The organism is Curtobacterium sp. MCBD17_003 (genome assembly GCF_003234885.2).
Classification (GTDB): Bacteria; Actinomycetota; Actinomycetes; order Actinomycetales; family Microbacteriaceae; genus Curtobacterium.
Genome location: NZ_CP126275.1, coordinates 3203402 through 3224338, shown reverse-complemented (window position 1 = coordinate 3224338; position 20937 = coordinate 3203402). Strand labels below are relative to the sequence as shown.

The 20937-nt window shown below is 72.2% G+C and carries 22 protein-coding genes; 9 read left to right on the top strand and 13 right to left on the bottom strand.

Annotated features, from left to right (window positions below):
- Nucleotides 1-15: 15 nt before the first annotated feature.
- Nucleotides 16-1608 (bottom strand): glycosyltransferase family protein, encoded by a 1593-nt coding sequence (locus DEI88_RS15335; RefSeq protein ID WP_111071893.1) that lies wholly within the window; start codon nucleotides 1606-1608, stop codon nucleotides 16-18.
- A 323-nt stretch (nucleotides 1609-1931) separates the two neighbouring features.
- Between DEI88_RS15335 and DEI88_RS15330 the strand changes: the two genes are divergently transcribed.
- Together DEI88_RS15330 and DEI88_RS15325 are read left to right on the top strand one after the other, a co-directional pair.
- Nucleotides 1932-2228: a winged helix DNA-binding protein gene (locus tag DEI88_RS15330; RefSeq protein ID WP_181441213.1), complete on the top strand. Its 297-nt coding sequence runs from the start codon at nucleotides 1932-1934 to the stop codon at nucleotides 2226-2228.
- 119 nt (nucleotides 2229-2347) lie between these two features.
- Entirely contained in the window at nucleotides 2348-2836 is a 489-nt protein-coding gene (locus tag DEI88_RS15325) for a universal stress protein (protein ID WP_111010571.1), read from the top strand.
- A gap of 31 nt (nucleotides 2837-2867) precedes the next feature.
- Here the strand turns inward: DEI88_RS15325 and DEI88_RS15320 are convergent, their stop codons facing one another.
- Entirely contained in the window at nucleotides 2868-3611 is a 744-nt protein-coding gene (locus DEI88_RS15320; protein ID WP_258368620.1) for an SDR family NAD(P)-dependent oxidoreductase, read from the bottom strand.
- A 200-nt stretch (nucleotides 3612-3811) separates the two neighbouring features.
- Here DEI88_RS15320 and DEI88_RS15315 point away from each other — a divergent pair, with 200 nt between their 5' ends.
- Nucleotides 3812-4051, top strand: a complete 240-nt coding sequence (locus DEI88_RS15315; protein WP_111010573.1) for a hypothetical protein — start codon at nucleotides 3812-3814, stop codon at nucleotides 4049-4051.
- 98 nt (nucleotides 4052-4149) lie between these two features.
- Nucleotides 4150-5334: a cobalamin-independent methionine synthase II family protein gene (locus DEI88_RS15310; protein ID WP_111071950.1), complete on the top strand. Its 1185-nt coding sequence runs from the start codon at nucleotides 4150-4152 to the stop codon at nucleotides 5332-5334.
- Nucleotides 5335-5393: 59 nt separating this feature from the next.
- Here the strand turns inward: DEI88_RS15310 and DEI88_RS15305 are convergent, their stop codons facing one another.
- Nucleotides 5394-5573, bottom strand: a complete 180-nt coding sequence (locus DEI88_RS15305) for a hypothetical protein (RefSeq protein ID WP_146242854.1) — start codon at nucleotides 5571-5573, stop codon at nucleotides 5394-5396.
- A gap of 113 nt (nucleotides 5574-5686) precedes the next feature.
- Here DEI88_RS15305 and DEI88_RS15300 point away from each other — a divergent pair, with 113 nt between their 5' ends.
- Nucleotides 5687-6550 (top strand): oxidoreductase, encoded by an 864-nt coding sequence (locus tag DEI88_RS15300; RefSeq protein ID WP_111071890.1) that lies wholly within the window; start codon nucleotides 5687-5689, stop codon nucleotides 6548-6550.
- Between the two features lie 93 nt (nucleotides 6551-6643).
- Here DEI88_RS15300 and DEI88_RS15295 read toward each other — a convergent pair whose 3' ends face one another.
- From DEI88_RS15295 to DEI88_RS15265, 7 genes are all read right to left on the bottom strand, one after another.
- Nucleotides 6644-7573 (bottom strand): aldo/keto reductase, encoded by a 930-nt coding sequence (locus tag DEI88_RS15295; RefSeq protein WP_181441212.1) that lies wholly within the window; start codon nucleotides 7571-7573, stop codon nucleotides 6644-6646.
- Between the two features lie 64 nt (nucleotides 7574-7637).
- The gene (locus tag DEI88_RS15290; protein ID WP_111071889.1) at nucleotides 7638-10160 is read right to left on the bottom strand and encodes an ATP-binding protein; all 2523 of its coding nucleotides are present in this window, start codon (nucleotides 10158-10160) and stop codon (nucleotides 7638-7640) included.
- A gap of 11 nt (nucleotides 10161-10171) precedes the next feature.
- Nucleotides 10172-10780: a K(+)-transporting ATPase subunit C gene (gene kdpC / locus DEI88_RS15285; RefSeq protein ID WP_111071888.1), complete on the bottom strand. Its 609-nt coding sequence runs from the start codon at nucleotides 10778-10780 to the stop codon at nucleotides 10172-10174.
- A gap of 25 nt (nucleotides 10781-10805) precedes the next feature.
- On the bottom strand, nucleotides 10806-12947 hold the full coding sequence (kdpB, locus tag DEI88_RS15280) for a potassium-transporting ATPase subunit KdpB (protein ID WP_111071887.1): 2142 nt from the start codon (nucleotides 12945-12947) through the stop codon (nucleotides 10806-10808).
- Entirely contained in the window at nucleotides 12944-14629 is a 1686-nt protein-coding gene (gene kdpA / locus DEI88_RS15275; RefSeq protein WP_111071886.1) for a potassium-transporting ATPase subunit KdpA, read from the bottom strand. Before kdpA ends, kdpB begins: the two co-directional genes overlap by 4 nt.
- Nucleotides 14629-14718, bottom strand: coding sequence for a potassium-transporting ATPase subunit F (locus tag DEI88_RS15270; protein WP_111071885.1), 90 nt, complete (start codon nucleotides 14716-14718; stop codon nucleotides 14629-14631). The genes kdpA and DEI88_RS15270 overlap by 1 nt, the downstream gene beginning before the upstream one ends.
- Before the next feature lie 254 nt (nucleotides 14719-14972).
- Nucleotides 14973-15095 carry a hypothetical protein gene (locus DEI88_RS15265; RefSeq protein ID WP_258375011.1) on the bottom strand — a complete coding sequence of 41 codons (123 nt, stop codon included), beginning with the start codon at nucleotides 15093-15095 and terminating at the stop codon, nucleotides 14973-14975.
- Nucleotides 15096-15576: 481 nt separating this feature from the next.
- Here DEI88_RS15265 and DEI88_RS15260 point away from each other — a divergent pair, with 481 nt between their 5' ends.
- Nucleotides 15577-17049 (top strand): sensor histidine kinase, encoded by a 1473-nt coding sequence (locus DEI88_RS15260; RefSeq protein WP_111071884.1) that lies wholly within the window; start codon nucleotides 15577-15579, stop codon nucleotides 17047-17049.
- The gene (locus DEI88_RS15255; RefSeq protein ID WP_111071883.1) at nucleotides 17046-17732 is read left to right on the top strand and encodes a response regulator; all 687 of its coding nucleotides are present in this window, start codon (nucleotides 17046-17048) and stop codon (nucleotides 17730-17732) included. The genes DEI88_RS15260 and DEI88_RS15255 overlap by 4 nt, the downstream gene beginning before the upstream one ends.
- Here the strand turns inward: DEI88_RS15255 and DEI88_RS15250 are convergent.
- Both DEI88_RS15250 and DEI88_RS15245 read right to left on the bottom strand, forming a co-directional pair.
- A complete protein-coding gene (locus tag DEI88_RS15250; protein WP_181441211.1) occupies nucleotides 17708-18859 on the bottom strand; it encodes an acyltransferase in 1152 nt (383 codons plus the stop codon). The genes DEI88_RS15255 and DEI88_RS15250 overlap by 25 nt on opposite strands.
- Before the next feature lie 168 nt (nucleotides 18860-19027).
- Nucleotides 19028-19381 carry a hypothetical protein gene (locus DEI88_RS15245; protein WP_111012963.1) on the bottom strand — a complete coding sequence of 118 codons (354 nt, stop codon included), beginning with the start codon at nucleotides 19379-19381 and terminating at the stop codon, nucleotides 19028-19030.
- 112 nt (nucleotides 19382-19493) lie between these two features.
- Between DEI88_RS15245 and DEI88_RS15240 the strand changes: the two genes are divergently transcribed.
- Nucleotides 19494-19973: a hypothetical protein gene (locus DEI88_RS15240; RefSeq protein ID WP_111071881.1), complete on the top strand. Its 480-nt coding sequence runs from the start codon at nucleotides 19494-19496 to the stop codon at nucleotides 19971-19973.
- A complete protein-coding gene (locus tag DEI88_RS15235; RefSeq protein WP_258375010.1) occupies nucleotides 19970-20284 on the top strand; it encodes a transcriptional regulator in 315 nt (104 codons plus the stop codon). The genes DEI88_RS15240 and DEI88_RS15235 overlap by 4 nt, the downstream gene beginning before the upstream one ends.
- Here DEI88_RS15235 and DEI88_RS15230 read toward each other — a convergent pair.
- Complete coding sequence (locus DEI88_RS15230) at nucleotides 20281-20895, bottom strand: TetR/AcrR family transcriptional regulator (RefSeq protein WP_111012966.1); 615 nt, start codon at nucleotides 20893-20895, stop codon at nucleotides 20281-20283. The two genes, DEI88_RS15235 and DEI88_RS15230, sit on opposite strands and share 4 nt — an antisense overlap.
- Nucleotides 20896-20937 lie beyond the last annotated feature (42 nt).

Here is a 20937-nt window from a genome sequence, read left to right as displayed (position 1 = left end):
GGCGTCCGGGTCGGATCATCGACCACGAGCAGATGCGTGCTCGTGGTCACGGTGGAACCGCATCACGCTCGTGGCGCCGCCGCGGTCGGGCACGTCGATCCGGTACCCGGCCGACGTCAGGGCCGCGATCATTCGCGATCGCCACGCCCGGTCCTCCCGGGTGGTGACCAGCCAGACCGTCCGGTGCCCTCGGGCGCACCGGAGTACCTGCGACAGGGGCCGCCGACTCGGGAACAGCGTGTCGCGCGTGTCGGCGGAGCGCCCGGCTCTGCAGTCGACCGCGCCGGGGAACGAATCCGGGTAGAGCAGGGGGATGACGTCGAGGGTCGAGTCCGCGTCCCCCTCGACGTCGCCGTACAACGCGGCGGTGGTCGTCGGCGCCGCACGCACCGCGCTCGATTCCCGGGCCACACGCGCCCAGTCGGTGTCCTTGCCCTCCTCGGTGCGCTGTCGCGCGTACGCCGGCGCAGTGAGGACCGCCGCGAGCACGAGGACGACGACGATGCGGGTCGGACGCCAGCCACGGATCGCCACGGCGGCGAGCAGCGCGACGGCCGGGCTGCAGAAGGCCAGGTACCGAGCCTGGTAGACGGGGGTCCAGACCACGGACACGGCGAGCAGCATGATCGTCGGGACCAGGAGCCACGCCACGAGCAGCGGGCCGGTCGTGGACCGCTCCCGCCAGCACCCCGCCAGGCCGAGACCCACCAGGAGCACGCCGAGGACCGCGAACGGCGGATCGGCGGAGAACCACTGTTCGACGACGATCTGCTTGACCGTGCCGAGGTCGGGGCGATGGAGCCAGGAAACCTGGCCCACCTGCGCGGCCGCCATCCGGACGAACGGCACGCACACCACCGCGGCCCCACCCGCGGCGCTCACGAAGCCGACGGCGAGGCGTCGGCTCGCGGTGCGGTCCGGGCAGCGGGTCGTCCACACCGCGACGGCGATCGCGTGCACGACCAGCATGAGCACGTCGTGCAGGAACACGACGACCGCGAGCACCGCCACGATGCCGTACACGGTCCAGAGCAGCGTCGTCCCTGGCCGTCGTCCGAGCGGGTCCTCCCCCTGCTCGCGCAGGAGGCGACCGGCCACCGTCACGAGCACCAGGGTGAGCAGAACCGAGACGAACGCGGAGGCGGCGCCCGACCGTCCGTCGGTGGCGGACAGCGTGACCCGCGGGAGGAGCACGAAGAACGCACCCGTGAGCAGCCCGGCCGATCGATCGAGCAGCATCCGACCGAGCACCGTGACGAGCCCGGCGGTCGCACCGACGCAGAGCACCGACACGGCGCGGAGCGCGAGCGGCGAGTACCCGACGAGGTCGAACCAGCAGTGCATCGTCGCGTACCAGGCCAGATGCACGAGATCGACGGTCCGGGCCAGGGCGAACAGCTCCGACCACGACCGGGTCGCCGCGCTCACCGTCGCACCCTCGTCCCACGTCGCGGACGGCACCCAGCAGCCGGCTCCGGTGACGAGCGTCGCGATGGCGGCCACCACGAGGGCGTCCGACCAGGGGGACCCCGCCCCTGTCCACGCCCGCCGACGCTGGCCCACGACGTCGTCGACCGGCGGGGTCCGCGCCCGCATGGTGCTGCTCATCGCGGAAGGGTCACACGCGGGACGGGCCCACCTCGCGCTCGTCCCGGACCCTGTGGGGGTCACCGGGGGTCGAGGTCACCCCGGATGTCACCCGCTCCGGACGCCTGCACGGGGTGTCCCTCGTCCGGAGCGGCCGGCGGTCAGCGGGCAGTCCGCCACGCTAGGGCTCGTCGACGACGAGCGGCCGCATCCACGACTCGTACACCGCGGCGCAGGACCTCGAGTTCCGCCGTCGCGCCGTCGGTCCCGTCCGACGGCAAGGTCGCACGGACGCTCCCGTCCCCGCGGATGAGCACGGTGGCCGTCTCGGTCGTGAGATCGGCATGACCTCCGGCGCGACGACCGTGCTGCTCAACCGTCTCGAGGCCGCCGGGCACATCGTGGGGTCACGCGAGGGCAGCGACCGTCGACGCGTCACGCTGCGACCCGCCCGGGAGGCCCGGGAACAGGCCCGCGCGTTCCTCGCCTTCTCGGGTGCGCAGATCGCGGGGTCGCTCCGTGAGACGCCGGACCCCGAGCTGGCGACGGTCATCGCGTTCCTGGAACGGATGACCGCTGCGGCCCGGCAGGCCAACGCTCGTCTCGCTCGTGGCGCGCGCGGCGGTCGAAACACGGTGTAGCCGCGGTGATGGACGGCCTGCCTTCGACGGGTTGTACGCGGGCTACCACTGCTGGCGCGGTGATCGATCCGGGACTACGGTCCCTGGTCCGCGCTACGACGGGGCCGGAACCTGGTCACATGAGCGATCACGAACTTCAGCACACGGGTGACATCGTCGTCGGCGTCGACGGGTCGCCGCAGTCCAGGGAGGCGTTCCGCTACGCGGCGGACCTCGCGCGGTCCCTGCACACGAAGCTCGTCGCGGTCGGGACCTGGCAAACCCCCCAGGCCGGCTACGGAGCTGCTGTGCTCACCGATTGGTCACCCGAGGAGGACGTCCGCGCGGTCCTCCATGACGCCTGCGCCGACGTGTTCCCGGACGGCCAGCCGAGCTGGTTCCGGACGAAGGTGGTGAACGGCCCCCCGGCGCGCTCGCTCATCGAGGCGAGCGAGGACGCGGTCATGCTCGTGGTCGGCAGCCGTGGTCACGGGGGCTTCGCCGGACTCCTGCTCGGTTCGGTCAGCTCGGCGTGCGCGGAGTACGCCACCTGCCCGGTGCTCGTCCATCACGACGGACCGCGCGGGCGTGCCCGAGGCGCGCGGACGGCGGACGTCCACCGCGCCTGACGGCGCGGTCCCGTGGGCCCCGCGGCGGCGGTCAGAACACGGTGTAGCCGCCGTCGATCGTCAGCACCGACCCGGTCACGAAGCTCGAGGCGTCGCTCGCCAGGAACACCATCGCCGGCCCCAACTCGTCGGGCTCCCCGGCGCGCTGCTGCGGCGTGTCCTCGATCCAGTGGCGGTGGAACTCGGGGGCGTCGACGGGTGCCATGTCCGTCCGCATGTAGCCGGGGGCGATGGCGTTCACGCGGACGTGCATCGGCGCCCACTCGGCAGCGAGGCTCCGCGTGAGGTGGTGGACGGCCGCCTTCGAGGCGTTGTAGGCGGGCTGCCACTGCGGGCGGTTGACGATCGCGCCCGACATCGATCCGACGTTGACGATCGATCCACCACCCCGCTCGATCATGTGCCGCCCGAAGACCTGGCTCGCGATCCAGAGCCCGTCGACGTTGACGCTCATGACCTCGTGCCACTCCTCGTCGGTCACGTCGAGGGCGGGCTTGTGGATGCAGGCGCCCGCGTTGTTGACGAGGACGTCGACCCGCCCGAACCGGTCGACCGCGGCGGCGAGGAGCCGCTCGACGTCATCGCGGCGGGTCACGTCCGCGAGGACGGTCAGGACGTCGGCACCGAGCGCGCCGAGTTCGGCCTCGACGGTCGCGGCAGCGTCCGCGTCCCGCCCGACGACCACGACGTTCGCCCCGGCCTCCGCGAGGGCCGTGGCGAAGGCCCTGCCGAGCCCGCGGGTCGAACCGGTGACGACGGCGGTCCGTCCGGTCATGTCGAAACGGTCCAGGACGGGCATGGCGTTCCTCTTCCTCGGGGAGTCGCTGGGTGGTGTGCACCCAGCGTGCTCCCTCGGTGGGACGGCGGTGCCGTCGGCCGCGCCTCCCGGACCACTGACCCGAGCTCGAGTGAACAGCGGGTGACGGCCCGCCGCGGCCCGGGCGCGGCGGGCCGTCCGAGGAGCATGCTCGGAACATGTCGATGATGGAACCCCTGACACCCGGCGGTGGCGATCCCGAGGGCGGTCTGCCCGGCGGCGACGGGCCCGAGGGCGGTCTGCCCGAGGGCGTCGACTTCGACGACGCGGACTTCGAGGACGAGGACCCCGCGGCCCCGAGCGTGTTCCGCACGCCGGTCGTGGGCCGCGGCCTCACCGAGGAGGAGCTGCAGGACGACCTCCGCGACGAGGAACGCGACGACCAGCTCGGGGACTGACACCGGTGAACCCGGTCGTCGGGCTGGCGCCGGCCCGCGGTGTTGCCCTCGGTGACGGTCGGTCGTCGGGGGTCCCGGGGGTGCGGCAGGATCGACGCATGACCAACCGCATCCTCACCACGCACACCGGGAGCCTGCCGCGTTCCCCCGAGCTCACCCGGTTGCTCGTGGCACGCGATCAGGGTCACGACATCGACGTCGACGCGCTCCGTGCGGAGACCGACCGCGTGCTCGCACGCACCGTCGAGCAGCAGCTCACCACGGGTCTCGACGTCGTCAACGACGGTGAGGTGCCTCGGGTGGGGTTCTCGACCTACATCCGCGACCGCATCGACGGGTTCGGCGGGGTCGGTCACCGCAAGCCCACGCTGGACTCGATCAAGTTCCCGGAGTACGCCGCCTTCCAGGCGCGGCAGATCGACGAGGGTGCGAAGTTCGCCCGGGTCTGGGACACCCCGCTCGCGCAGGGACTGCTCCACTACGACGAGGAGCGTGCCGGGGTCCGGTCCGACCTCGACGCGTTCGAACGGGAGCTGGCGCGCAACGCCGAGGCCGGGCGACGCCCCGCGGGCACGTTCGTGTCCGCCGCGACCCCGGGCATCGTCGCGACGACCCTGCTCCTCGACGAGGCGAACCCCCACTACGGCGACCACCGCGAGTACGTGTTCGCGCTCGCCGAGGAGCTCCGCGTCGAGTACGAGGAGATCGTGGCACGCGGGCACACGCTGCAGCTCGACGCCCCGGACCTCGCCATGGAGCGGGTCATCCACTTCGGCGACGCGACGCTCGACGAGTTCCTGGCCGCCGTCGACCTGCACGTCGAGGCGATCAACCGGGCCCTCCGGAACATCCCGAAGGACCGCGTGCGACTCCACGTCTGTTGGGGCAACTGGCAGGGCCCGCACCAGGACGACGTCCCCGTCGACGAGCTGCTCGAGCACCTCTACCGGGCCGAGGTCGGGGCGTTCAGCATCCCGTTCGGGAACCCCGCCCACCAGCACGAACTCCCCGCCTTCCGGCAGCACCCGCTGCCCGACGACGCCCTGTTGATCCCGGGCGTCATCGACGTCACGACCAACTACCTCGAGCACCCGCAGGTCGTGGCGAACCGGATCGTCGAGGCCGCCGAGGCCGTGGGCGACCCGGCACGCGTCATCGCGGGGACCGACTGCGGGCTCGCCACCTTCGCGAGCTACGAGTTCGTGGCGACCGACGTCGCGTGGGCCAAGCTCGGCGCACTCGTCGAGGGCGCGGCGATCGCCTCCCGGCGCCTGTTCGGCTGACGCTGCCGACCGGGGCGGTCAGGCCGCGGGCCTGCCGGTGACGCCCTCGGCCGGGGCGGTCAGGCCGCGACGGCGGCGTCGTGTCGGGGCTCGACCCAGACGACGGTGACCCCGACGCCGAGCACGTCGAGCGCACGCCGCACGGCGTCCTCACGGTCGCACGCGCCGAGCACGGCCACCGCGACCTCGGTGCTGCCGGACTCGGTGTAGGCCACGGTCCAGAACGGTGTCGGAGCCACGTCGACCACCTCTTCCCTCTCGCCGATCGCTGCGTTTCGCTGTGCAGGGTGTTCGGAACGGGGGACCGGGGCGGTTGGGTGTCGGCCCAGGCGCCGGGAGTTCCATCGACGGCATGACGACGCTCCCCGGTGGAACCCTGACCCTCGCCGACGACCTCACCGTGACCCGCTTCGGCTACGGCGCGATGCAGCTCGCGGGACCCGGGGTGATGGGTCCGCCCGAGGACCGCCAGGGCGCCGAGGAGGTCCTCCGCGCCGTGATCGAGCTCGGCATCACCCACATCGACACGAGCGACTACTACGGCCCGTTCACGGTCAACGAGCTCATCCGCGAGACCCTGCACCCGTACCCCGAGGGACTGCACATCGTCACGAAGGTCGGCGCGCGGCGGACGGCCGACGGCGACTGGCCCTCGGCGCTCGGCCGCGAGGACCTGCGTGAGGCGATCGACGAGAACCTCGAGCACCTCGGCGTCGAGGCCATGGACGTCGTGAACCTCCGCGTCGGCGGGGCGTTCGGTGCCGAGGAGGGCTCGATCGCCGAGCCGTACGAAGCGCTCGTCGAACTCCAGCAGGAGGGCCGCATCCGGCACCTCGGCATCAGCAACGTGACGATGACGCAGTTCGAGGAGGCCCGGAGCATCGCCCCGTTCGTCACCGTGCAGAACCACTACAACCTCGCGCACCGCGACGACGACGCGCTCGTCGACCGCTGCGCGGAGCTCGGCATCGGGTTCACGCCGTTCTTCCCGCTCGGCGGCTTCAACCCGCTCCAGTCGGACACGCTGGGACGGGTGGCGGCGCGCCTGGGTGCGTCGCCCCTCCAGATCGCGCTCGCCTGGCTGCTGCAGCGCTCGCCGGTGATGCTGCTCATCCCGGGCACGAAGTCGGTGCAGCACCTGCACGAGAACGTCGAGGGCGCGGGCATCGAGTTGCCCGCGGACGCGCTCGAGGAGCTCGACGCCATCGGGCGCTGACGACCTCCGCGGACGTCGCACCGCGCGGTTCCCGTTGCACCACGGGATCGCGCGGTGCAACGGGATGAAGGCGGTGCGACGCCGAGCGCCCCGCTACGGGACCAGGTGCCCCGCGGCGGTGAACAGCCGGTACCAGTCCGGCCGCGACAGCCGGACGTCCGACCCGGCGGCCGAGTCCCGCACACGCTGCGGGTTCGTCGTGCCGAGGACGACCTGCATCTGCGCCGGGTGGCGGGTGATCCAGGCCACGGCGATGCCGGTCGGGGTGCAGTCGTACGCGTCGGCGAGCTCGTCGATGACGTCGTTGAGCTCCCCGTACTGCTCGCGGTCGCCCAGGAACACGCCGTCGAAGAACCCCTTCTGGAACGGCGACCACGCCTGCAGGGTGATGTCGTTGAGGCGCGAGTAGTCGAGGATGCCGTTGTCACGGTCGACCGACTGCTCGAGCCCGGCCATGTTCGCGGCGACGCCCTGCGCGACGAGGTTCGCGTGCGTGATGCTCAGCTGCACCTGGTTGAACGCGAGCGGCTGCCGGACCGAGCGCTTGAGGAGCTCGACCTGACCGGGCGTGTGGTTCGAGACACCGAAGTGCTTGACCTTGCCGGCCGTGTGGAGCTCGTCGAACGCCGCGGCGACCTCGTCGGGCTCGACGAGTGCGTCGGGCCGGTGCAGGAGCAGGACGTCGATGTGATCGGTGTGCAGGGCCTCGAGCGAGCCGTCGACCGACTCGAGGATGTGCTCCTTCGAGAAGTCGAAGTACCCGTCGCGGATCCCGACCTTGGTCTGGATGAGGATCTCGTCCCGCTCGGAGGACGAGAGTCCGAGCGCCTCGCCGAACCGGCGCTCGCAGTGGTGCATCGCGCCGCCGTACACGGCCGCGTGGTCGAACATCGTGATCCCGGCGTCCCGGGCGGTGCCGACGAGGGTGCGGATCTCCTCGTCGGACATGTCGGTGATCCGCATGAGTCCGAGCACGATGTCGGACGCGGTCAGGTCGGTCTGTGGCAACTCCAGTGTCTTCACGCTCCGATCTTCCTCCCTCGGCCCGCTTCGCGCGCCAGCGACCGGGAGGCGCGGTGCGGGCCCGTCACGTGCTCGTCGCCGTGCCGTGCGTGTGGGTGGTGACGGTTCCGACGCCGAGGTGTCCCGCGATGGGGAGCCGCACGACGACGGTCAGGCCGCCGCCCGGGGTGTCGTCCACCTCGACCGATCCGTCCATCGCCTCGATGAACCCGCGGGCGAGCGCCAGTCCGAGGCCGAGCCCCGTGTCGTTGTCCGTGTCCCCGAGTCGCTGGAACGGCATGAACACGTCGTCCCGACGCTCCGGTGGGATGCCCGGGCCCTGGTCCGCGATGCGCAGCTCGACCATGCCGCCGAACGCACTGGCCGCCACGCGGACGCGGGTCCCCGCAGGGGCGTACCGTTCGGCGTTCGCGAGCAGGTTCACGACGACCCGCTGCAGCAGCACCGCGTCGGCACGGACCGGCGGGAGCTCGGCGGGCAGGTCGAGGTCGACGGCGCCCGGGCCGAGCTCGAGCTCGTCGAGCGCCGGTGCGACGACGGTGTCGACGCCGATCGGTGCGGTCGCCACGGCGAGCGCGCCCGCCTGGACCCGCGAGACGTCGAGCAGGTCCGCGAGCAGTGACCCGAGGGTCCGCAGGCTCTCGTCGGCGGTGGTGAGGAGGACCTCCCGGTCGTGGTCCGACAGGGTGACGTCCTGCGCGCGGAGACCTTGGATCGCGGCCGACGCGGCGGCCAGCGGCCGACGCACGTCGTGCCCGACGGCGGCGAGGATGGCGCTGCGCACCCGGTCCGCCGCCGCGATCCGCTCCGCCTCGCCCGCCGTCCGCGCCAGGGTGCGGTGGTCGAGCGCCACGTCGATCTGCCGCTCGACGACGCGGAGCAACCGCTGTCCGCCCGGGTCGGCGGAACCGTGGAACTCGACGGTGCCGCCGGACTGGAGGCGCGTGGTCGCGCTCGGCGCACCATGCACGGCGCCGGCCTCGGCGACGACGTCCTCACCCTGCCGGACGAGCACACCGTCGAACCCGAACGCCTCACGCGCTCGGTCGACGAGTGCCTGCAGGGCGTCGTCCCCGCGCAGGACGCTGCCGGCGATCCCGACCAGGAGCGCGGACTCGGCGGCGGCACGGCGGGCGGCGCGCGATCGTCGCGCGGACCGGTCCACGACCCAGCTCACCGCGACGGCGCTCGCCACGTAGAGGATGAGGGCCGCGAGGTGCCAGGGCCGCTGCACGGTCACCGTGTACAGGGGTTGCACGAAGAAGAAGTCGAGGGACAGCCCCGACAGCACCGCGGCGAACACTGCCGGCCACATTCCGCCGACGAGCGCCACGACGAGCACGAGCATCTGGTAGGCGAGCACCTCGACCGTGATCGCGTCGCGGTCGCCCACGGAGGACAGCACGAACGTCAGGAGCGGCCCGATCGCGAGGGCCAGGAGGAACGCGGCCACGACCCGGGAGCGCGACAGACTGCCGCCCAGCCGGGGGAGTGCGAGGCGGCCCCCGGCGGCGCTGTGCGTCACGATGTGGACGTCGATGTCACCGGACTCGCGCACGATGGTCGTGCCGATGCCCGGACCGGTCAGCGCGGCGAGCACCCGCGACCGACGGCTCACCCCGATCACGATCTGGGTCGCGTCGACGGACCGGGCGAACCGCACGAGCGTGGTCGGGACGTCGTCCCCGACGACCTGGTGGTAGGTGCCGCCGAGCTGCTCGACGAGTGCGCGCTGGCGACCGAGCGCACCCGGATGGCGCTCGCGGAGGCCGTCGCTCGTGGTGACGTGCACGGCGGCGAGCTCGCCGCCGGCGGACCGGGCGGCGATCCGTGCCCCGCGGCGGAGCAGGGTCTCGCCCTCGGGACCGCCGGTGAGTGCGACCAGGACGCGATCCCGGGCCTCCCACTTGTGCTGGATGCCGTGCTCGGCGCGGTACTTCTTCAGGGCGTCGTCGACCTCGTCGGCGAGCCAGAGGAGCGCGAGCTCGCGGAGCGCCGTCAGGTTCCCGAGCCGGAAGTAGTTCGACAGCGCGGCGTCGATCCGAGCCGCGGGGTAGACCAGCCCGTCGGAGAGCCGGTCTCGCAGGGCCTGCGGCGAGAGGTCGACGACCTCGATCTGGTCGGCGGCCCGGACGACCGCGTCGGGGACGGTCTCGCGCTGCACCGTGCCCGTGATCTCCTGCACGACGGTCGACAGCGACTGCATGTGCTGCACGTTCACCGTCGAGATCACGTCGATCCCGGCGGCGAGGATCGCCTCGACGTCCTGCCAGCGCTTGTCGTGCGGACTACCGGGCGCGTTCGTGTGGGCGAGTTCGTCGACGAGCGCGACGTCCGGGCGGCGGGCGAGCACGGCCTCCAGGTCCATGTCGTCGAGCCGGACACCGCGGTGTTCGACCGTGCGCCGCGGGACCAGCTCGAGCCCCGCGACGAGGGCCGCGGTCGCCGCGCGGCCGTGGGTCTCCACCACGGCCACGACGACGTCACGGCCCTCGTCGCGGAGGCGGCGGCCCTCCTCGAGCATGGTGTAGGTCTTGCCGACGCCCGGGGCGGCGCCGAGCAGGACCCGGAGGCGTCCCCGCTGCATGCTCGTCGTCCTCAGCGCAGGTCGGCGAGCGCGAGGTTGAGCTCGAGCACGTCCACCGTCGGGTCACCGAGGAACCCGAGCTGGCGTCCGGCGGTGTGGTCCTCGACGAGCTGCCGGACCCGCGTCGTGGACAGGCCGCGGGCGTGGGCGACGCGGTCGACCTGCTCGAGCGCGGACGCCGGGCTGATGTCGGGGTCGAGGCCCGAACCGGACGCGGTGACGGCGTCGGCCGGCACGGCGGAGACGGGCACGCCGTCGGCCTTCGCGATGGCGGCGCGGCGCTCCCGGACGGCCGTGATGAGGTCGGGGTTGTCCGGGCCGAGGTTCGAGCCGGAGGACGCGTTGGCGTCGTACCCGTCCCCCGCCGCGGAGGGGCGCGACCGGAACCAACGGTCGATCGTGGCGCCCTTCCGCGTCGTGAACGACTGGCCGACGAGCGACGAGCCGACGACGTGGCCGGACGAGTCCTGGACCATCGAGCCGTTCGCCTGGTGCGGGAACGCGACCTGCCCGACGCCCCAGACGGCGAGCGGGTACCCGACGCCGAGGACGATCGTGCTGAGGACGGTGAGACGGAGGGCGACGCCCGCCGTGCGGAGTGTGGTGCGTGTCGATGCCATGGTGTGGAACTCCTCGTTGCCGGGCTCAGAAGCCCGGGATGAGACCGACGATGAGGTCGATGATCTTGATGCCGATGAACGGCACGATGACGCCGCCGAGGCCGTAGACGAGCAGGTTCCGGCCGAGGATGCTCGACGCGGACGCTGCCCGGTACGTGACGCCGCGGAGCGACAGGGGGATGAGCGCGACGATGACGAGCGCGTTGAACACGACCGCGCTGAGGATCGCCGACGCCGGGCTGTGCAGGTGCATGACGTTGAGCACCGCCAGGCCGGGGAACGCCACCTGGAACATCGCGGGGATGATCGCGAAGTACTTCGCGACGTCGTTCGCGATCGAGAACGTGGTGAGCGCCCCGCGGGTGATGAGCAACTGCTTGCCGATCCGCACGACGTCGATGAGCTTCGTCGGGTCCGAGTCGAGGTCGACCATGTTGCCGGCCTCCTTGGCCGCGGTCGTGCCCGTGTTCATCGCGACGCCGACGTCGGCCTGGGCGAGCGCCGGGGCGTCGTTCGTGCCGTCACCGGTCATCGCGACGAGGTTGCCGCCCTCCTGCTCCTGCTTGATGAGCCGCAGCTTGTCCTCGGGCGTCGCCTCGGCGAGGAAGTCGTCGACGCCCGCCTCGGCCGCGATCGCGGCCGCCGTGCGCGGGTTGTCACCCGTGATCATGACGGTGCGGATGCCCATGGCGCGCATGTCCGCGAAGCGCTCGGCGATGCCGTCCTTGACGACGTCCTTGAGGTGCACGACGCCGAGGAGGGCCGTGGTGCCGTCCGCGTCCCGGCGCGCGACGACGAGCGGGGTCCCGCCCTGGTCCGAGATCTCCGCGACGGTGGCGTCGACCTGGGCGACCACGGCGCTGTCGCTCGTCCCGGCCCAGGCGAGCACCGCGGCCGCGGCGCCCTTCCGGACCTGCGTGCCGTCACCGAGGTCGACACCGGACATGCGGGTCTGCGCCGTGAAGGGGACCTCGACCGCGCCCGCGGGGGCACCCGTCGGGGCGCCGGCCTGGGCGGCGAGCTCGACGATCGAGCGGCCCTCCGGCGTGCCGTCGGCGGCCGACGAGAGCGCGGTGGCGGCCATGAGTTCGGCCTCCGTCACCGCGCCGACCGGGACGATCCGGGAGGCCCGGCGGTTGCCGTACGTGATCGTGCCGGTCTTGTCGAGGAGCAGTGTGGTGATGTCGCCGGCGGCCTCGACCGCGCGGCCCGACATCGCGAGCACGTTGTGCTGGACCAGCCGGTCCATGCCGGCGATGCCGATCGCGGAGAGCAGCGCGCCGATCGTGGTCGGGATGAGGCAGACCAGCAGGGCGATGAGCACCGTGACGCTGACGGTCGACCCGACGAGGCCGGCGAGTGGCTGGAGCGTGAGGCAGACGATGACGAAGATGATCGACAGCGACGCGAGCAGGATGTTGAGCGCGATCTCGTTCGGGGTCTTCTGCCGTGCCGCGCCCTCGACGAGCCGGATCATCCGGTCGATGAACGTCTCGCCCGGCGTCGACGTGATCCGCACGACGATCCGGTCGGACAGCACGCGCGTGCCGCCCGTGACGGCCGATCGGTCGCCGCCGGACTCGCGGATGACGGGGGCGGACTCGCCCGTGACGGCCGACTCGTCGACCGAGGCGATGCCGGCGATGACGTCGCCGTCGCCCGGGATCACGTCGTTCGCCTCGACGAGCACGACGTCGCCCTTGGCCAGGTCGACGCTGACGACCTCCTCGGTCTGTGCCCGGTGGGCAGCGGCGTCCCCGGCTTGGTCGTACGCGACGACACGGCGGGCCGTCGTCGTGCTGCGGGTCTTGCGGAGCGCGTCGGCCTGCGCCTTGCCGCGCCCCTCGGCCACGGACTCGGCGAGGTTCGCGAACACGACCGTGAGCCAGAGCCAGATCGCGATCGCCCAGGTGAAGGACGCGGGGACGGCCGCGGCGCCCGCTGCCGGCTCGTGCGAGCGGGGGTCGACGATCGCGGTGACCGTCGTCAGCGCGGCGCCGACCTCGACGATGAACATGACGGGGTTCCCCCACATCATGCGGGGGTCGAGCTTGCGGACGGCGCCCGGGAGGCCGGCGGCGAGCTGCCGGGGGCCGAACGCGGCGTTCCGCCGGGTGGGGTGGTCGGACACGGTCGTGTCCTCGGTGGCGGGAGCGATGGTGCTCATCGGACGAGTCCTTCTGCGAGGGGGCCCAGTGCGAGGACCGGGAAGTAGGTCAGGGCGGTGACGATCACGGCGACACCGGCGAGCAGGACGATGAACAGCGGGCGGTGCGTCGGCAGCGTCCCGGAGGTGGCGGGCACGTGGTCCTGCTGGGCGAGGGACCCGGCGAGCGCGAGCACGAGCACGATCGGGACGAAGCGGCCGAGGGCCATCGCGACCGCGAGGGCCGAGTTCATCCACGTCGTGTTCGCGGTGATGCCGCCGAACGCGGACCCGTTGTTGTTCGCGGCGCTCGTGAACGCGTAGAGCAGCTCGGAGAACCCGTGGTTGCCCGGGTTGGAGATCGAGGTGTGCTCGACCTGCTGCGCGACGCCGGGGATCACCAGGGAGAGTCCCGCGCCGAGCAGGACGATGGCCGGTGTGACGAGCACGTACAGGGACGCGAACGTCATCTCGCGGGCACGGATCTTCTTGCCGAGGTACTCGGGCGTGCGGCCGACGAGCAGGCCGGCGATGAACACCGTGATGACGGCGAGGACGAGCATGCCGTACAGGCCGGACCCGGTCCCACCCGGCGCGATCTCGCCGAGCATCATGTTGATCATCGCCATCATGCCGCCGAGCGGGGTCTGGCTGTCGATCATGCCGTCCACGGCGCCGGTGGACGTGATGGTCGAGGAGGTGTTGAAGATCGTCGTCCCGATGACGCCGAACCGGACCTCCTTGCCCTCCATCGCGGCACCCGCGAGGTGGGTCGCGGTGCCGCCGCCGGCGAGCTCGAGTGACGACATCGCCGAGAGCGAGACGAGGAAGATGACGCCCATCGTGGCGAGGATGGCGTACCCCTGGCGGCGGTCGCCGACCATCGTGCCGAACGTGCGCGGCAGGCTGAACGGGATCGCGAGCAGCAGGAACACCTCGAGGAGGTTCGTCCACGGCTGCGGGTTCTCGAACGGGTGGGCGGAGTTCGCGTTGAAGAACCCGCCGCCGTTCGTGCCGAACTCCTTGATGGCCTCCTGCGACGCCGCGGGGCCACCCGCGATCGTCTGCGTGCCGCCCGCGAGCGTGTGGACGGTGGTCGGGTCGAGGAAGTTCTGCACCGCACCGCCCGCGATGAGGACGATCGCGAACACGAAGGACACCGGCAGCAGCAGACGCCACACCGTGCGGACCGTGTCCACCCAGAAGTTGCCGAGGGTCCCGGTACGTCGCCGGGCGAATCCGCGGACGAGCGCCGCGGCGACCGCCATGCCGACCGCGGCCGACAGGAAGTTCTGCACGGCCAGGCCGGCCATCTGGACCGTGTAGCCCATCGTGAGCTCGGGGGAGTACGACTGCCAGTTCGTGTTCGTCACGAACGAGACCGCCGTGTCGAACGCCAGGCTCGGCGTGACCGCGGGGAGTCCGAGGCTCGCGGGGAGCACGGCCTGCAGGCGCTCGAGCGTGTAGATGGCGAACACGCCGACCACGCTGAACAGCAGGACGCTCCGCAGGTAGGCGGGCCACGACTGCTCCGCGTCGGGGTCGACCCCGATGAGCCGGTAGACGCCGCGCTCGACCCGCATGTGCTTCGTGGGGGTGTAGATGCGGGCCATGTGGTCGCCGAGCGGGCGGTGCACGACGACGAGGAGCAGCACGAGTGCCGCGACGGACGCGATGCCCGCCCAGGTCTCCCCGGCGCTCATCAGAACTGCTCCGGGCGCACGAGCGCCCACACGAGGTAGCCGATGGAGGCGATGCCGAGCACGGCCGCGGCGATGGTGATGACGATCACAGGCGCTCCACCCCCTTGCCGATGAGCGCGATCACGCTGAACAGCGCGACCGTGCCGAGGACGACGAACACGTCGAACACGAGGACCAACTCCTGGTTGTCAGCTGGCCGGGGCCGGAGCCGGGGCCGCACCCGATCCGGATGCCGGAAGTGATCGTGCGCCCGGCGCGGAGTCCGACCGGGCGTCCTCACGGATCCCTAACGCCTCCGGAGCGAAGCCGTACGGACCACTAACGCCCGCCCCCGGTGCGGTGGTCACGGACGCTCGCGCAGGAGGCGCGCGACGTCACTCCGCGCGGCGAGGTCGCGCGCGGCCTCCTCGGACAGCCGGCGCACCTGCCCGACGAGCCGACGGCGGTGGGTCTCCGCGCCCTGCATGATGCACTCGTGATGGGCGACCCGGTTCCGGAACCGCCGGAGGGCGTCGAGTCCAGTGGTCGTCGCCAGCGAGGACCGCGTCGCAGAGCGCGCGGTCGAAGGCGTTCCGGAGACCGACCTCCAGATGCGCGAGGTCGTGGAGGAAGGCAGACGCCAACCGTGCGTTCCATCCGTACAGCGCACGAGCGCGTCGGGCATCGTGGCCGGCGGCTCGGAGGTACGGTTCGAGCCTCGGTTCACTCACCCAGCTTCGGAACCAGGCATCGTCCGTATCACGCATGGAATGTGGTATGTTCCTCTCGAAGCCCTCGATGACCTCTGCCGCATGTCGCCTGGGCCACGGAAGGAAGCTCCGGTATTCCGCCTCGGCGGACCCGGAGCTTCTGCCGTCTCTGGGTCGTCGTCGCCCGTGTCCCTCGCTGATACGTAGTATATCGTCCGGGTGGGCGCGCGGGGCGCGTCCCCACGGCAGGATGAGCGCATGGAGCGTCGACGACCCGAGGCCGATCACGCGGTCCACACCGACTCCTCGGTGCTCCGCCGCACCGTTCGGTTCGCGACCGGACGGACCGGCAGCCTCAGCCGGTCCCGCGTGCTCGGTGCCGTCGCGCTGGTGGTCGTCGTCGGACCGTCGCTCACCGCGTTGCTCGTCGCGATCGGGGCGCGCGGGGACATCACGGTCGAGGCGCTGGCGTACCAGCTCCTCGTGCTCGTCGCCGCACTCGTCGGCGGCGCGTGGCCGGCGGTGCTCGCCGCGGTGCTGTCGGGACTGTCGCTCGACTACTTCTTCGTCGCCCCGGTCCACCGCATCACGGTGCAGCAGCCGTCGCACCTCGTCGCCCTCGTGCTCTACGTCGTCAGCGCGGTGCTCGTGAGCGTGGTCGTCGACCGTTCGGCCCGGCACGCCCGGGCTGCGCGTCGGGCGGCAGCCGAGTCCGCCCTGCTCACGAGCATCGCCGGCGGGGTGCTGCGCGGCGACGACGCCCTCGACGCACTCGTCGACCGCACACGGGAGGCCTTCGGCGTCGCGAGCGTGCGCGTCCTGGCCGACGGGGTCGAGGCCGCGGTGTCCGGTGACGTGCGTGGCGACGCGGACGTGACCCGGCGCCTCCCGGCCGGCGGTCTGCTCGAGATCCGGGGTGGCACCGTCGGACCGGGTGAGCGGCGCCTCCTGGCCGTCGTCGAGCAGCAGATCGACGCCGCGCTCGAGCACCGCGTGCTCGCCCGGGCCGCCGTCGACGCGGAGCGGATCGCGGCCACCGACCGGGTCCGGAGCGCCCTGCTCGCCGCGGTCGGACACGACGTGCGCCGCCCGGTGGCCGCGGCCACGGCCGCGATCGGCGGGCTCCGCGCAGCCGACGTCACGCTGACGGAGTCCGACCGGGAGGAACTGCTCGCGACCGCCGACGAGAGCCTGCGGTCCCTCGCGGCGTTGCTGGCCGACCTGCTCGACGTGAGCCGCGTGCAGGCCGGGGTGCTCGCGGTGACGCCGCAGACGATCGCCCTGGAGGACGTCGTCGCCCCCGCGCTCGACGAGCTCGCACTCGGTCCCACGGACGTCGACCTCGACCTGCCCGCCGATCTCCTGCCCGTCCGCGCCGATCCGGTGCTCCTGCAGCGGGTCGTCGTGAACCTGCTCGCGAACGCGCAGCGCTACTCGCCGGAGCGGGCACGGATCCGCGTGGCCGCGAGTGCCTTCGGCCCCGCCGTCGAGCTGCGCGTCGCGGACACGGGGCCGGGCATCCCGCCCGAGCGTCGCGAGGACGTGTTCCTGCCCTTCCAGCGCCTCGGGGACACGGACAACGAGAGCGGACTCGGACTCGGACTCGCGCTCGCCCGCGGGTTCACCGAGGGCATGGGTGGGACCATCCGGGTCGACGACACCCCGGGTGGCGGGCTCACGGTCGTCGTCCGCCTGCCGGTCGCCGGCGCGGGCCAGGAAGGACAACAGTGAAGATCCTCATCGCCGACGACGACGCCCAGCTCGTCCGAGCCATGTCCGTCACGCTCGGCGCCCGTGGCTACGAGATCGTCACCGCCCGCGATGGCCGGGCTGCGCTCGACGCGGTGATCACGCAGCGGCCGGACCTCGTGCTCCTCGACCTCGGCATGCCGCGGCTCGACGGTCTCGGGGTGCTCGAGGCGCTCCGGGCGTGGACCCAGGTGCCCGTGCTCGTGTTGTCCGGCCGCACGGACTCGGCCGACAAGGTGGACGCGCTCGACGCCGGGGCGGACGACTACGTGACGAAGCCGTTCCAGATGGACGAGCTCCTGGCCCGCCTCCGGGCGCTCGGCCGTCGACGGGCCCCGGCCGAGGAGGCCCCGACCGTCCGGATCGGCGACCTCGTGGTCGACCTCGCCGCCAAGCAGGTGACGTGGGCCGAAGGCAACGGCGCCCCCGTGCGGCTCACCCCGACGGAGTGGCGGCTGCTCGAGGTCCTCCTGGCGCACCCGGATCGACTCATGACCCGTGAGATGCTCCTCACCGAGGTGTGGGGTCCGTCGCACGGGGGTGACAGCGGGTACCTGCGGCTGTACATGGCGCAGCTGCGGAAGAAGCTCGAGCCGGATCCGGCGAGCCCGCGGTACCTCGTCACCGAGGCGGGGATGGGCTACCGGTTCTCACCGACGGGCTGAGCACGGGCCTCCCGGGTGCGACGCACCATCGGTCGCCCCGTCAGCGGCAGGCTGAGCGGCGTCCACCGGAACACCTCGGTCGTGACGACCGCACCGATCACGACGAGGACGTACGCGATCGGCACGCGCAGGGCGGCGGGGTTCGACGGTGCCGTGATGCCGAGCGCGAGCAGGATCGTGATCATCGCCGGATGGTTCAGGAAGATCCCGAACGACCGGTCCGACGCCCACGCGAGCGTCCGGTCGTCCCACGAACCCGGGCGGCGGTGGTCCGCCCACCAGGCGCCGATGCTCAGCAGGGCGAGTGTCGCGACCGTGCTCCACACGAGCTGCACGGGCTGCATCTCGTCCGAGGCGTCGCTGAGGTCGAGGCCGATGTGACGGTTCAGCGCGTAGACGGCGAGGGCGAGCACGGCGGTGGCGGTGAGTGCGACCGCGAGGACGACCCGGTGCCCGCGCACCCACCGCAGCACCGCGTCGGCATGCGCGCCGGCGACGACGCCGCCCACGACGAAGAACAGGTAGCTCGTGAACACACTCGTCAGGGAGCCGTGCGTCCAGGCGACGGTCGCGGGCTCGTACCGCGCGACCCAGAACACCGCGCCCTGGACGAGGAACGCGACCGAGAGGAACAGCAGGTGGGCCTCGGGGAACCGCCGCACGGCCCAGATGAACGCCGGGATCACGAGGTACACCTGCATGGTCACGAGCAGGAAGTACAGCTGCTCCGCCGCGTCGCCCCGCAGGAGCGCCTGCCCCCAGTCGACGAGCCGGGCGATCGGGTCACCGAGCGAGTCCGAGATCGTCGCGTTCAGGAACACGTACACGCCCGACCAGACGACGTACGGCAGCCCGACGAGCAGGAACCGCCGCGGCCAGAACCGGCGGAGCGGCCGCGGCCGACGGAGCTGCCCGTAGGTGAGCACGAACGCGGTCAGCCAGAAGAACGCCCCACGCGTGAAGTGGAGCAGGGTGAGCAGCGCGTCCGTGACGACGCCGAACCCGCCGATGTAGTTGACGGTGTGGACGGCGATGACGCACGCGAACGTGAGGAGCCGGAGCACGTCGATCTCGTACAGGTGCGAGCGCGGCGTGGTCTGCGCTGCGGCGAGTTCGGGCTCCGACACCCAGGGCACGGTAGGCGCGACAGCTTTGCGGGACGTCCATCGAGCGCGACGATGAGCCACCGCACCAGAGGTCCGACCTCGGGGTCAGGCGCCGCGCACACCGCCCCGCAGTAACAGCAGCGCGAGGAGGGACAGCAGGAGCGTCCGCCCGTGCGTGCCACGGTGTGACTACCGCGGGCCGGTCGTGTTGTCGCCGGCGCCGTTGTCCGACGCCTGGAACGGCAGGTGGATGTCACCCGCCTCGGGCTCGACGTCGCCGACGTCGTCCGCGCCGCCGGTCCCCGGCGCCGTCACGACCTTCGACGGGTCGATGCCGTCCTCCGCCAGGTCGGCGTCGTCGCGCTGGAGGTCCTGCGCAGCCTCCGTCTCGGCGTCGCTCGAGGGGCTGTACGCCGTGTCCTTCACGCGGTGGGCGTGGTCGCCGATGCCGTGCTCCTGCCGTCCGGTCGACGCGTCGGCCGCCTTCTGCAGCGGGCCGCGTTCGTCGCCGGCCCCCGTCTCGCGTGGTCCCAGGTCCGTCATGCCCGTCCCTTCCGTCTGGAGGCCCGACGCTAGTCCGCCGCGACGGTGGCGTCCGCAGGCCGCCGCACCCGTGCCTCTTGCTTTCCGTGTTGGAAACAGTATTGTTGCCGACATGGAAAACATCGACGAGAACCGGGCCTTCGGGCCGATCGACCCGCTCGCTGCCCGCGAAGCCGTCCGTGCCGCACGCGCCCGGATGACCGACCGGCTGCGCTCACCGTGGTGGTTCCACGCGCTGCACGGCCTCGGCATCGCCCTCACCGTCTACGGCGTGCGGAGCCGATCCGCGTGGGACCTCCTCCCGCTCGGCATCGGGCTCGTCCTGTCCATCGGCCTGGCCCGACGCCGCACGGGCGTGGTCGGGTTCTCGCGGGCGAACCCGGACCGGTGGCAGTTCCTCCGCGCGGGCGCTCCCTGGTCCGTCATCGCCCTGGTCGTCGCCGTCGCAGCGCTCACGGCCTCGGTCGTCCTGCGCTCCTGGACCGTGCCCGAGGGCATCGTGGCCGCGACGGTCGTCGGGCTCGTGTCCGCCCTGACCGGTCCGCTCGCGGACGCGGCCGCACGACGGCACCTCGCCCGGCTCGACGCGTGACGGTGCCGATGGAGCCGACGTTCGACGCGACGATCCACGCGCCACAGCGCCTCCAGATCTGCGCACTGCTGGCGCGCGGTGGCGAGGTCGAGTTCGCGACGCTGCGGGACGCACTCGACGTCTCGGACGCGACGCTGAGCAAGCACCTCCGGGTGCTCACCGACGCCGGCTACGTGGTGCTCCGCCGGGTCCAACGGGACCGAGGCCACGCCCGCACCTGGGCCGGCCTGACGCGCGACGGTCGCCGTGCGCTCGATGCGCACTTCGCGTACCTCAGCGCACTCGCCCCGGACGCAGGCGACCTGGGCTAGACCACGCGCCAGTCGCGGACCAGCACACCGAGCGCGCGGTCGAACGCCGCCTGCATGTCCATCTGCGGGCGGAGCAGGAACTGCATCCACAGCCCTTCCCAGAGCCCGAGGATGAGCTCGGCGGCGTGGTCCGCCTGCAGGTCGTGGGGCAAGCGCCCCATCGCGATGTCGTGTTCGACCGCGGTCAGGATGGTCTGGTGGAACGCCTCGTAGCGCGTCTGCAGGTAGGGCGCGCTCGGGTGCGTCGGGTCCATCGCCTCCGCGAGCACCATGACGAGCAACCGTGCCATCACCGGGTCGTCGAGGTTCTCCTCGACCAGGCGACGCATGAACTCGAGCACGCCGTGGTCCCGTCCGACGTCCAGGAGGTGCGCGGTCCGCAGGGTCTGCCAGTGGTGCAGGGTGGCCATGACGAGCCCCGGCCACGTGGGGAAGTGCTCGCCGACCTGCTCCAGGGTCATCCCGGCCTCGTCCGCGACGTCCCGCAACGTCGTGCGGCGGTAGGACTGGCGGGACAGCACCCGCAGGGCCGCCTCGACGATGCCGATGCGGACGTCCATGGCCGCGAGCGTCTGGGTGGCCGACTCGGTGGTGTCGGTCGTCGTTTCCATCAGGGTGGTCCTCCTGCGGTGGGCGTCGCGTCATGGGTGGTG

Coding starts and splice junctions, on each gene's coding strand:
- DEI88_RS15290 (WP_111071889.1), bottom strand. CDS start 10,160: ATGCAGCGGGGACGCCTCCGGGTCCTGCTCGGCGCCGCCCCGGGCGTC.
- DEI88_RS15240 (WP_111071881.1), top strand. CDS start 19,494: ATGGAAAACATCGACGAGAACCGGGCCTTCGGGCCGATCGACCCGCTC.
- DEI88_RS15265 (WP_258375011.1), bottom strand. CDS start 15,095: ATGCAGGGCGCGGAGACCCACCGCCGTCGGCTCGTCGGGCAGGTGCGC.
- DEI88_RS15310 (WP_111071950.1), top strand. CDS start 4,150: ATGACCAACCGCATCCTCACCACGCACACCGGGAGCCTGCCGCGTTCC.
- kdpB (WP_111071887.1), bottom strand. CDS start 12,947: ATGAGCACCATCGCTCCCGCCACCGAGGACACGACCGTGTCCGACCAC.
- DEI88_RS15335 (WP_111071893.1), bottom strand. CDS start 1,608: ATGAGCAGCACCATGCGGGCGCGGACCCCGCCGGTCGACGACGTCGTG.
- DEI88_RS15320 (WP_258368620.1), bottom strand. CDS start 3,611: ATGACCGGACGGACCGCCGTCGTCACCGGTTCGACCCGCGGGCTCGGC.
- kdpA (WP_111071886.1), bottom strand. CDS start 14,629: ATGAGCGCCGGGGAGACCTGGGCGGGCATCGCGTCCGTCGCGGCACTC.
- kdpC (WP_111071888.1), bottom strand. CDS start 10,780: ATGGCATCGACACGCACCACACTCCGCACGGCGGGCGTCGCCCTCCGT.
- DEI88_RS15300 (WP_111071890.1), top strand. CDS start 5,687: ATGACGACGCTCCCCGGTGGAACCCTGACCCTCGCCGACGACCTCACC.
- DEI88_RS15325 (WP_111010571.1), top strand. CDS start 2,348: ATGAGCGATCACGAACTTCAGCACACGGGTGACATCGTCGTCGGCGTC.
- DEI88_RS15260 (WP_111071884.1), top strand. CDS start 15,577: ATGGAGCGTCGACGACCCGAGGCCGATCACGCGGTCCACACCGACTCC.
- DEI88_RS15330 (WP_181441213.1), top strand. CDS start 1,932: ATGACCTCCGGCGCGACGACCGTGCTGCTCAACCGTCTCGAGGCCGCC.
- DEI88_RS15245 (WP_111012963.1), bottom strand. CDS start 19,381: ATGACGGACCTGGGACCACGCGAGACGGGGGCCGGCGACGAACGCGGC.
- DEI88_RS15230 (WP_111012966.1), bottom strand. CDS start 20,895: ATGGAAACGACGACCGACACCACCGAGTCGGCCACCCAGACGCTCGCG.
- DEI88_RS15315 (WP_111010573.1), top strand. CDS start 3,812: ATGTCGATGATGGAACCCCTGACACCCGGCGGTGGCGATCCCGAGGGC.